This window comes from Actinomycetota bacterium, from assembly GCA_019347575.1.
Lineage (GTDB): Bacteria > Actinomycetota > Nitriliruptoria > Nitriliruptorales > Nitriliruptoraceae > JAHWKY01.
Map to the genome: position 1 here is coordinate 1 of JAHWKY010000061.1, position 10,978 is coordinate 10,978.

Genomic DNA, 10,978 nt, shown 5'->3' on the forward strand with positions numbered 1-10,978 from the left:
GGCCGGCAACGCCGGCCCCTCCCCCCTCAAGGGGGGAGGCATGACCGTTCGGACCGAGACGCGAGACGAGATCCTCGTCGTCACCATCGACCGTCCCGAGGTCCGCAACGCCGTCGACCGGCCCACCGCGGATGCGCTCGAGACCGCCTTCCGGGACTTCGACGTCGACGACGCGCTCGCCGTGGCCGTCCTCACCGGTTCGAGTGGGACGTTCTGCGCAGGGGCCGACCTGCAGGCCCTGGCGACCGGCGATCCCGACCGCGTCAACCGCCTGGAGGAGGGCGATCGAGGGCCGATGGGCCCATCCCGCCTGCGGCTGTCCAAGCCCGTCATCGCGGCGATCGAAGGCCACGCCGTCGCGGGAGGTCTCGAGCTTGCCGTCTGGTGTGACCTGCGCGTCGCTGCCGATGACGCCATCCTCGGCGTGTACTGCCGGCGCTGGGGCGTTCCCCTCATCGACGGCGGCACGGTCCGACTGCCGCGGCTGATCGGTACGTCGCACGCCTTGGACCTGATCCTGACCGGGCGGGGCGTCAGCGGCGACGAGGCGTTGCGGATGGGGCTCGTCAACCGGCTCGTCCCCCGGGGGCAGGCACTCGAGGCAGCGGTGCGGCTCGCGCGGGAACTCGCGGCGTTCCCCCAGGCGTGCCTCCGGGCCGATCGTTCGACCGCCCTGCGCAGCATCGACCTCGACCTCCCAGCCGCACTGCAGCTCGAGCACCGGACCGGTGTCGCCAGCATGGCCGACGGGGCGATGCTCGCGGGGGTCGCGCGCTTCAGCGAGGGCGCGGGGCGCCACGGTTCGTTCGAGACCTGAGCGCGGTTCGCTACCGTACCTTCCGTTCTCGCATGACCGGAGCGCTCACGTGGCCCGCACCGCCCTCGCCCTCCACCGGCTCAGCCAGCTCCTCCAGCACGAGCTCGGTCGCACCGGTGACCTCGACGTCACCCCGGCCGAGGTGCTGGTCCTGGCCATCCTCAGGGACCGCGGCCCCACCTCGGTCGGCGAACTCGTCGATCTGCTCGGCCACCGGCCATCGACGCTCACCACGATCCTCGACCGGCTCAGTGATCGCCGCCTGGTCGTGCGTCAGGTCCGCCCCGACGACCGGCGCAGCTTCCTCGTGCTGCTCACCGAACGGGGACAGGACGAGGCCCTGAGGTCGGAACGAGCGCTCGCCGAGGCCGAGGCGGCGATGCTCGACAGCCTCGATCGGGACACCGCATCGGCGCTCCGATCGGCCCTGGGGACCTGACGACACGGATCTGGCAGGTCCGCTGCACTAGCCTCGGAACCGGAGGGGCTCCATCACCACCAGCGACCGATACGGGAGACCGACGTGCGCGCGACCCGCGAGAACCTGACCCGTGGCGAGGCGCGCACCCGTAGCGAGACCATCACCGACGTCCGCTACGACGTGCACCTGCGGCTGCAGGCCGATGATGGCTTCACGAGCCGCACGACCATCATGTTCGCCGCCGCAGGTACCCCGACCGAGTCGTTCATCGATCTCACCGCGCTCGAGCTCGTCTCGGCCGAACTCAACGGGACGCCTCTCGACGCGGACAGCTTCACGGGGACGCGTGTGGCTCTGTCCGCCCTCCGAGCCCGGAACCGACTCGAGATCGAGGCCCGCCACGAGTACTCCAACGAGGGCATGGGACTGCACCGGTTCGTCGATCCCGTCGACGAACGCATCTACCTGCACAGCCAGCATGAGCCGTTCGACGCCCACCGTACGTTCGCGTGCTTCGACCAGCCCGACATCAAGGGACGCTTCCGCATCACGGTGACGGCCCCCGCAGGTTGGACGGTCATCTCGAACACGCCCGTGGAGCACCACGAGGACGGCGAGGACGGAGCCACCTGGGTCTTCGCCGAGACCGATGTGATATCCAGCTACCTGACCGCGGTCGTCGCGGGCGACTACCACGCCGTCCACGACCGCCACGGCGACACCGAGCTCGCGCTCTACTGCCGCCGCTCACTGGCGAGCTTCCTCGATCCGGACGAGGTCTTCGAGGTCACGAAAGCCGGCCTCGACTTCTTCGCCGAGACGTTCGGTCGGCCCTACGCCTTCGGCAAGTACGACCAGCTCTTCGTGCCCGAGTTCGGCTCGGGGGCCATGGAGAACCCGGGCTGCATCACCTTCAACGAAATGCACATCTTCCGCTCGAAGGTCACCGACGCCTCACGCGAGAACCGCGCCGACACGATCCTGCACGAGATGGCCCACATGTGGTTCGGCGACCTCGTCACCATGCGGTGGTGGGCGGACCTGTGGCTCAACGAGAGCTTCGCCTCCTTCATGGCCACGTACGCGCAGACCAGCGTCACCCGATGGACCGACGCCTGGGTGACCTTCGGGGATCGGTGGAAGGCGTGGGCGAAGCACGAGGATCAGCTCCCGACCACGCACCCGATCGAGCCCGACGTCCCCGATGTGGAGTCCGTCCACCAGAACTTCGACGGCATCACCTACGCGAAGGGCGCGTCCGTACTGCGTCAGCTCGTCGCGTGGGTCGGCGAGGAAGCCTTCCTCGCTGGCTGCCGCAGCTACTTCGACACCTACGCCTACGGGAACGCGACGCTGAGGGACTTCCTCACCGAACTCGAGGCCGCCTCGGGGCGCGACCTCGATGGCTGGGCGGATCAGTGGCTGCGCCGCGCAGGACTCAACACGCTCGCGGTCGAGCTCGACACCGATGGTGACCGCATCGTCGGCCTCGCCATCGTCCAGTCCGCCCCCGACGAGCACCCCACGCTGCGCGATCACCGCATCAGGGTCGGCCTCTACGACGTCGTCGACGGCCGTCTGGTCCTGCGCGACCGGTTCGAGCTCGACGTGCGGGGCGAGCGCACCGAGGTCCCCGAGGCGGCAGGCGCACCGGTCCCGGCACTGGTGCTTCCCAACGACGGCGACCTCACGTACGCCAAGCTGCGGCTCCACGGCGCCTCGCTCGAGTCCGCGACCGAGCACCTGCACACCCTTAGCGATCCGCTCGCGCGCACCCTCCTGTGGGGAGCGGCGTGGGACATGGTGCGCGATGGCGAGCTCTCGGCGGGAGACTACGCCGACCTCGTCCACCGCAACATCCACGGCGAGGACAAGGTCAGCGTCCTGGCGACGCTGCTGCGCCGAACCCTCACGGCGGTCAAGCTCTACGGCGATCCCGAGCACCGTCCCGGACGGCTCGAGGTCATGACCCGGCACGCCCGACAGGCCCTTGAGGACGCCGAACCGGGCGGCGACGAGCAGCTCGTGTGGGCACGACACTGGGCCGAGACCGCTCGAGGCGAGGCAACGGGGGACGTTCGCCGGCTGCTCCGCGGGGAGCTCCCGTTCGACGGCCTCGTGCTCGATCCCGAACTGCGGTGGCATCTCGTCAAGGCGCTGGCCACCGCCGGGGCGGCCGACGAGGCGTTGGTCGAGGCTGAGCGCGACCGCGACCCGACCGATATCGGCGAGCGTCACGCCGCAGCGGCGCTGGCGAGCCGCCCCGACGCGGCGGCGAAGGACGCCGCGTGGAAGCGGCTCGTCGAGGACGAGGAACTCTCGCATGCCCTCGCGTTCTCGATCGCCCGTGCGCTGCCGCAGCTGGATCAGGAGGACGTGCTCCAGCCGTACGTCGGGTTCTACTTCGACGCGCTCGACCCCGTCTGGAAGCGTCGCAACCTCGATTGGGCCATCCAGTTCTCGAGCACCACGTTCCCGCACTGGGCGGCCGGCGAACCGCTCCTCGAGCGCGTGGACCAGCGGCTCGCGGAGGACGAGCTGCCCCGACCTCTGCGGCGCGTGCTCCTCGAGGAACGCGATACCGTGCTGCGCGTGATGCGAGCCCGCGCCCGCGACCGCTGACCGCAGGAGCCGTCCGTGTGGCGCGTCCAACCGAGCGGCCGAGACCGCGCTCTCGGCCGCCGGTGACCGCGACGCCCCTATCGACGACGCGGATGCGGCGTCGCTCGTACATGGAACGCACTAGTCAGTCCGTGTCATCTTGCATCCAGCACCCGTCCAGCCCTTCCCTTCCCGGCCGCGGTCCGTCAGGATGGGTATCCGAACCGTGACGTGGAGCGACCGATGCTGTCCGATGTGCGCGAAGATGCCCGTCCACACGAGGCGCTGATCCTCGAACACCTCGACCTCGTCCAGCACGTCGTGAACCAGGTCGCGGCTCGCTACCCCCGCCACGTCGACCGTGACGAGCTGTGGAACGCCGGAGCGCTGGGCCTCGTGGACGCCGCGCGCCGCTTCGATCCCGACGCCGGGACCCCGTTCCCCCGCTACGCCGCGATCCGGGTGCGGGGCGCCATCATCGACTCGACCCGGTCGCGGGATTGGGCGCCGCGCACGGTCAGGCGGCGGATCCGTCACGCCAACAGCGCGGCCGAGGACTTCGCGGTCGAGCACGGCCGCCACCCCGAACCTGACGAGCTGGCCGCGGCCATGGGGGTCAGCACCGAGCGGCTGGACCGCATCCGCCGTAACGCGGTGAACGCATCGCTGCTGCATCTCGACCGACCGGTCCGCGCCGAGGAGGGCGAGGAGGCCACGCTCGCCGATCTGCTTCCGGAGCCATCGGAGGACGTGCTTCCCGAACCGCACCTCGAGCAGCGCGAGCTGATCGGCACGGTACGGACCGCGATCAGCTGCCTGCCCGACGTGCAGCGCGAGGTGATCGAGCGCTACTTCTTCGCGGGTGACTACCTGCGCGACATCGCCGACGACCTGGGCGTGACCGAGGCTCGCGTCAGCCAGATCCGCTCCGAGGCGCTCAACGCCATCCGGGCGTACTTCCAGGGTGAGTTCGAGGGCGTCGAACCGGTGGATACCGTTGCGCCTGGCCGTCGCTCGCGCGCCGCGTTCGTCGCGGCGGTCGCGGCACGGTCCACGTGGCGGACACGGCTGGAGGCATCCGACCGCGACGACGAGTGGGCCGAGACGGCCTAGTGCGAGCGACGCCGCATCCGCGTCGTCGATGGAGCGCTGGCACGCGGCCCGCGGGCGACTGCGCGGAGTCGCCCGCTCGCACCCAAGGGACCCCCGACGCCCGCGGTCTGCTACGCGCCCTCGGTCTTCGTCTCGAGGTCGAGCGCAGCCGAGTTGATGCAGTAGCGCAGCCCGGTGGGCTCAGGCCCGTCCGGGAACACATGTCCGAGGTGCGCGTCGCAGTTGGCGCACCGGACCTCCGTACGGACCATCCCGTGGCTGTGATCGGCCAGCGTACGGACCGACGCGTCCGTCTCCGGCTCCCAGAAGCTGGGCCAGCCGCTCCCCGAGTCGTACTTCACCCCGGACGAGAAGAGCGGCGCCTTGCACACGATGCAGCGGTAGGTCCCTTCGTCCTTGGCGTCCCAGTACGCACCACTGAAGGCCCGTTCGGTGCCGCCCTCCTGGGTGACGTGGTACTCCTCAGAGGTGAGGCGCTCGCGTAGGTCGTCGCTCATGTGACGGCTCCCTTCTCGCACCCGCCGGGTATCCAGCCTGGAGGGCAAGGTACGTGGCAGCGGCGCGGCCCGCTCGCGTCGGGGCGTCCGACCTGGTATGCCTCGCGGTACCAGAGGAAGGAGGTGGTCCGTTTTGAAACCGAGTGATAGTTACGGGACCCTGGAGGTGCGGGGCCGCTAGGCCCGGCACGCTGGACCACCTGGCGAGTACGAGCCTCGCACCCGCGGAACTTCCGGTCGGGACGTCGTCCCACCCGGCACCAACGGGATCCGTGGTCTCCAGCGCTACGAACACGGAGGGCGCGCCACGTGGCGCGCCCTCCGTCCGTTCGGCGCCCTACCCCAGACCCTGGAGCCACGTGGCCAACGCCGCACCGATCTCGTCGGGGCTGTCCTCCTGGAGGAAGTGGATCCCGGCGACCGTCACCTCGGTCTGGTTCGGCCACGTGCGGCAGTACTCGCGCTGCGCCCCGCTCAGGATGCTTCCCGGATCGGCGTTGACGAACAGCTTGGGCACGTCGTCGCTCTCGGCGAGCCAACCGCTGTAGGCGGCGACGATGTCGTGGACGTCCGCGGGCTCCCCGTCGATGGGGATCTCACGCGGCCAGGTCAACGTCGGTCGGCGGCTCTCGCCGCCTCCGGCGTACGGGCGCCGGTAGACCTCCATCTCGTCGTCGGTGAGATCGCGCAGGACCGACGCCGGGAGGATGCGTTCGACGAAGACGTTCCGGTCGAGCACGATCTCCTCGCCGGCCCCGGACCGCATCGCCTGGAAGATGCCGCGGGCGGCCTCCGGCCAGTCGTCCCAGGAGAGCGGCTGCACGATCGCCTCCATGTAGGTGATCCCTCGCACCCGGTGGGCGTGACGCCGCGCCCAGTCGAAACCGAGCCCGGAGCCCCAATCGTGGACGACCAGGGTGATCGGGTCGGCGGGCACCACCGCGTCGAACCAGGCGTCGAGGTAGCGACGGTGCTCGACGAAGCGGTAACGGTCAGGCCCACTGTCGGGGAGTGCGTCGGACTCCCCCATGCCGATCAGGTCGGGCGCGAGGCAGCGACCGAGGTGCTCAACGTGCGGGATGACGTTGCGCCACAGGTACGACGAAGTCGGGTTGCCGTGGAGGAACACGATCGGCGCGCCGTCGCCGACGTCCACGTACGCCATCGCGACGCCGCCGATGTCGATGCGTTCCCGCGGGTGAGGGTCGTCCGAGCGGAGCGGCACCGACTCAGGCGGACGAGGGCTGCCGGCCGATACCGCTGCCGGGGGTGAGGTCACCGTCCGGCTCGAACACCGCCAGTAGATCCTGCAGCTGGTGCGCACGCGAGGGGTGGCGCAGCTTCGCCAAGGTCTTCTTCTCGATCTGGCGGATGCGCTCGCGTGTCAGGTCGAACAGCTCGCCGATGTCCTGCAGCGTGTGCTCCTCGCCATCCATCAACCCGTAGCGCATCAGCAGGATCGTCCGCTCACGCTCCGACAGGCCTTGGAGCACCGCGTTCACCTGCTCCCTCGCGGTCAGCTGAGCCGCCTGGCGCTCGGGGTCGTCCGCGGACGGATCGGTGAGCAGGTCGCCGAGCGTGGCGTCGCCGTCCTCTCCGACCGGCTTGTCGAGCGAGGCGATCATCTGCACCGCCTCGCGCACCTCGCGGACGCGGTCGACCGATAGGTCGGCCGCCTCCGAGACCTCGATCTCGGTCGGCTCGCGCCCGAGCATCTGGCGCAGCTCGACCTCGGCGGCACGGATCTTGTTGCGCAGCTCCCATACGTGAACGGGGACGCGGATGGTGCGGCCGCGGTTGGCGACACCGCGCTGCAGCGCCTGGCGGATCCACCAGACGGCGTAGGTGGAGAACTTGTACCCCTTGGTGTGGTCGAACTTCTCCACGCCGCGGATGAGTCCGAGGTTGCCGTCCTGGATGAGGCTGAGCAGGTCGACGCCGCGTCCGCGGAACTTCTTGGCGCTCGCGACGACCAACCGCAGGTTGGTGCGGACCATCTTGTCCTTGGCGCGCTCCCCGTCCTGCACGATGCGGGTCAGCAGCGCCTTCTGCTTGGGGGGGAACTTCAGGTCCTCGTCCTCGAGCATGTCCTTCGCTGCCAGACCCGCCTGGTAGCGCTTCGCCAGGTCCTGCTCGTCCTCCGCCGTCAGCAGCTCGTGGCGACCTGCCTCGTTGAGGTACTGGCGCACCGAGTCGGTCGAGAGCGTCAGCGGCTGTGCCTCGGGGCGCTCGATCTCGTCCTCAGCGACCGTGAGGTCGTCGACGACCTCGGCACCGAGGTCGCGAGCCCGCTGGGCGAGCTCCTCAGCCCACTCGTCGCCGTGGTTCAGCGGATCGTGCAGCTCGTGGATCTCGGACAGGAGCACGTAGCCCCGTTGCGTCGCGCGATCGAGGAGCTCGGTCACGACCGGGTCATCGATCACCGCGTCGCTGTTGATCGCCGTGGTGTCCAAGGTCCTCCCTCGAGTCGGGGTCCGTGGTGTCGCGGGCGCGCGTTACGCGGCATCCTGCGGGGCGTCCGAGTCCTTCTCGGCTCGCGTTCGAGGTCGGCCTACCCCGTCACGACTGAAGGTCACACACGTCCAGGTGGTTACTACGCCGCCGGGTGGCTGTTCTCCTGCGGTCGACCCGAACACGCTGACAGGGAGAGTCGAGAGCGCGCGGCGGGGTGTCCGCCCGCGTCACGCTCGGCATCACGCTGCGGTGTACCGGGGTGACCGTTGCAAGCCACTGTACCGGACCGCTCCAGGTTCGTCCTGACAGCCGTTCCCCGTGCCGGATCACCCTGCTGCCGGGGCTCGGAGGGGCAGGAGCACGTGGAAGGCTGCGCCACCACCGTGCTGGTCCTCGACCCACACCTCCCCCCCATGCAGGGCCGTCAGAACATCTCGAGGTTCGCTCGGACCGACGCCACCTGCGCGGCGGTGCGGTCGCGGAACAGGGTGATCGCGGCGAGGTGCCCGAGCCGGTCCACGATCTCGAACGCGGCGTCGCCGGGTCGACGGACCTCAGCGTGGTAGAGCGCGAACGTACCCAGCAAGGTCCCTGCGGCATCCAGCAGCGGGGTCGACCAGGCAGCGCGGATGCCGTACGGCGCCACCCACCGGAGGAACGGCCCCCAGGATGGGTCCGAGCCCACGTCAGGGGTGATCACCCGCTCACGCAGGGCGGCGGCCTTGCCGCAGGTCCCGCCGCGACGTCCCACGCGGACGTGCTGGCAGCCGGCGATGAACGATGCGGGGAGCGAGGGCGCGGCGACCATGTGCAGCTCGAGTCCAGCTGGGTCCGCGATCATGACCGAGCAGCGCCACCCCTCCACGAAGCGTTCGACGGCTCGGGCCGTGTCCTGCAGGACCGTGTCGGTCGCCACGCCTGTGGCGACCGACACGAGGATCGAACGCTCAGCCCTGATGAGTTCGGCTTCGTCGCGGACCGCCCCGACTATCGCGGGGCGCGGCCCGTGCGGGATCCGCCCTCTCCAGGTCCCGTCACCTCTCCCCGAGGTCGCTCCCACCATGCGCGCTCCGAAACTCCGCCCGTGCTTCGAGTATCCAGGAAGGCCCGCGCCTGGGAACGACCCAGCCGGGTGGTTCATACCCCACCGGAAAGGTGGGCCCACGTCATGGCCTCGATGGGCTAGCCCGCTGACGTTGACACCCTCCGGCGCGGCGCAGCGGAGCGCCCTCGGCCCGAACTCGTCACCCGATCGAGCCGGATATCGCGCCGAACCGGGAGAAGACTCGACGCTCCGCCCAGCTCTCAGGAGGATCTAGGGGGAAGTGCGCGAGAGAGGACTTGAACCTCCACCCCCTTACGGGGACACGGCCCTCAACCGTGCGCGTCTGCCTGTTCCGCCACTCGCGCGAGTCGCTCACGAGACGTGAGCGGGCCGCAGGATACCGACTCCCCGCCCAGGCCCACGAGCGCCACCTAGCCAACGTCGCGTGCCGCCGTGGCGCTGACGGCCCAGGACGGAGCCGACCAGAAGGCCAGCCCGGGCCACGATGATGGCCGGACGCCGTCGATGTCGGTGTGCCACGCGTGAGCTACGCCGATGCGGTAGAGCGGAAGGACCGCGGCATCCGCGTGGAGGGCGTCCTGCGCGACGGCGACATCCGGATCGGTGACACGAGCCGCACGGTCGCCCCGCAGCAGCTGCTCGGCGGCCTCGCCGGCCCCGCGCCCCGCCAGAGCCGGACGGGGGGGATCGCGACGCACGAGGAGCGCCCCGTCGCCCGAGTCCTCCCACCGCCTCGCGACCTCCAGGGGCTCGAGACGCACGAGCTCCGCCCCTCCCCCGCGGGAACGGAACTCCCGCTGGAGCGTCCGTGCGGTGAACGAGACCGCCTCCTGGTGGCGGGGCACCAGGAGCGACGGCTGCGGGTCGCCCCCCAGAGCGACCGGCGACCCCTCGCCCGTCCAGGGACCATCCGAACCCGGCAGGACGCCGTGAGCCTCCTCGCCGGTGTCGCCGAGGAGGCCCTCGACGAGGTCCCGCAGACCGACCGCGTCGCGGAACCGAGCACGCCGTTCGCGCGAGGTGGTGTCGTGTCCACCCAGGCCACCGTCCGCACGCCACCAGAGCCCCACCCAGGTCCCCCCGAGCGGCGCGGCCGCTTCGATGCCGACCAACTCGTCCGCGCGCGCCACGGGGTTGAGGGCCAGGTAGCCGACGGCCACGTCCACCTCCCGGTCCGCGAGCAGTCCGAGAGCGGTCTCGTAGGACGGGGTGAACAGCACCCGCAGTTCGGCGAGTGCTGGCGCGCCCAGGGGTGAGTCCGGGTTGGCCGTGAACACCAGCTCACGTCCCGGTGTGACCTCGTCGAGCGTGAACGCCCCGCCCGAGACCGGCACCGCGTCGCGGTAGGCCTCGACGCCTCCCTCCTGGATCACGTGGGCCGGCAGGATGCTGCGACCACCGGAGAACAGGTGGGGCCAGCGGCCGTAGGGTCGCTCGAACCGCAACCGGACGCGGTTCTCGGCGACCGCCTCCGCCGCGAGGATCGCCGTGAACTCCTCCGCGACCTCGCTCGAGCGCAACGCCGCGATGGTCTCCACCACGTCGCCAGCGACGACGGGGCGGCCGTCGCTCCACCGGCCCCAGCGCTGCTCCCCGTTCCGGATCACGCCGTCCTCGCACACCTCGACCCCGTCCTCCAGGGGCACCCGGAACGCCGCCCGCCCCTCCGCCCCCCGCACCCGTCGATCGAGCTCCTGGGCCTCCGCGGAGATCCGGATCGGATCGGAGGGAGCCCCACTCGATTCGGTCTCGGCCTCGGCGGCGCCTCCTCGACCGACAGCGACTCCCACCTCGACGTCACCGTCGAGGCCCAGCCGGGCAACGTCGCCGACGGCGACGTGGACGTCGTCGGCGTCGTCTACTGGGCCGACCGCTACTGGCACACGCACGAGGTCCGGACCGCCCCGCGCACCTACTCGGTCTCGAGCCAGGACTCCCTGGACATCGTCAGCCCCCGCCGCTACGTCTACCCGAACGCCCCGGACGACTGGAGCGACGCCAGCAGCGCC

9 protein-coding genes and 1 tRNA gene are annotated in these 10,978 nt (G+C 70.6%); 4 read left to right on the forward strand and 6 right to left on the reverse strand.

Annotated elements, in window-relative coordinates; all coding sequences use genetic code 11:
• The first annotated feature begins 40 nt into the window (after positions 1–40).
• The 4 genes from KY469_21285 (at position 41) to KY469_21300 (ending at position 4,952) form a co-directional block, all read left to right on the forward strand.
• The gene (locus KY469_21285; GenBank protein ID MBW3665637.1) at positions 41–817 is read left to right on the forward strand and encodes a crotonase/enoyl-CoA hydratase family protein; all 777 of its coding nucleotides are present in this window, start codon (positions 41–43) and stop codon (positions 815–817) included.
• Between the two features lie 49 nt (positions 818–866).
• Positions 867–1,256 (forward strand): MarR family transcriptional regulator, encoded by a 390-nt coding sequence (locus KY469_21290; GenBank protein ID MBW3665638.1) that lies wholly within the window; start codon positions 867–869, stop codon positions 1,254–1,256.
• 84 nt (positions 1,257–1,340) lie between these two features.
• Positions 1,341–3,860 carry an aminopeptidase N gene (gene pepN / locus KY469_21295; GenBank protein MBW3665639.1) on the forward strand — a complete coding sequence of 840 codons (2,520 nt, stop codon included), beginning with the start codon at positions 1,341–1,343 and terminating at the stop codon, positions 3,858–3,860.
• Between the two features lie 222 nt (positions 3,861–4,082).
• On the forward strand, positions 4,083–4,952 hold the full coding sequence (locus KY469_21300) for a sigma-70 family RNA polymerase sigma factor (protein ID MBW3665640.1): 870 nt from the start codon (positions 4,083–4,085) through the stop codon (positions 4,950–4,952).
• Positions 4,953–5,062: 110 nt separating this feature from the next.
• On the opposite strand, the gene msrB is transcribed toward KY469_21300, so the two are convergent.
• The 6 genes from msrB to KY469_21330 all read right to left on the reverse strand — a co-directional run bounded on the left by msrB (position 5,063) and on the right by KY469_21330 (position 10,759).
• A complete protein-coding gene (msrB, locus tag KY469_21305; protein MBW3665641.1) occupies positions 5,063–5,449 on the reverse strand; it encodes a peptide-methionine (R)-S-oxide reductase MsrB in 387 nt (128 codons plus the stop codon).
• 337 nt (positions 5,450–5,786) lie between these two features.
• Positions 5,787–6,614 carry a haloalkane dehalogenase gene (locus tag KY469_21310; protein ID MBW3665642.1) on the reverse strand — a complete coding sequence of 276 codons (828 nt, stop codon included), beginning with the start codon at positions 6,612–6,614 and terminating at the stop codon, positions 5,787–5,789.
• Positions 6,615–6,678: 64 nt separating this feature from the next.
• A complete protein-coding gene (locus KY469_21315; GenBank protein ID MBW3665643.1) occupies positions 6,679–7,902 on the reverse strand; it encodes a sigma-70 family RNA polymerase sigma factor in 1,224 nt (407 codons plus the stop codon).
• Positions 7,903–8,327: 425 nt separating this feature from the next.
• Positions 8,328–8,966: a GAF domain-containing protein gene (locus KY469_21320; protein ID MBW3665644.1), complete on the reverse strand. Its 639-nt coding sequence runs from the start codon at positions 8,964–8,966 to the stop codon at positions 8,328–8,330.
• A gap of 263 nt (positions 8,967–9,229) precedes the next feature.
• Positions 9,230–9,313, reverse strand: a tRNA-Leu gene (locus KY469_21325).
• A 66-nt stretch (positions 9,314–9,379) separates the two neighbouring features.
• Positions 9,380–10,759 (reverse strand): hypothetical protein, encoded by a 1,380-nt coding sequence (locus KY469_21330; protein ID MBW3665645.1) that lies wholly within the window; start codon positions 10,757–10,759, stop codon positions 9,380–9,382.
• Positions 10,760–10,978: the final 219 nt, after the last annotated feature.

Coding starts and splice junctions, on each gene's coding strand:
- KY469_21300 (MBW3665640.1), top strand. CDS start 4,083: ATGCTGTCCGATGTGCGCGAAGATGCCCGTCCACACGAGGCGCTGATC.
- KY469_21310 (MBW3665642.1), bottom strand. CDS start 6,614: ATGGCGTACGTGGACGTCGGCGACGGCGCGCCGATCGTGTTCCTCCAC.
- KY469_21320 (MBW3665644.1), bottom strand. CDS start 8,966: ATGGTGGGAGCGACCTCGGGGAGAGGTGACGGGACCTGGAGAGGGCGG.
- msrB (MBW3665641.1), bottom strand. CDS start 5,449: ATGAGCGACGACCTACGCGAGCGCCTCACCTCTGAGGAGTACCACGTC.
- KY469_21285 (MBW3665637.1), top strand. CDS start 41: ATGACCGTTCGGACCGAGACGCGAGACGAGATCCTCGTCGTCACCATC.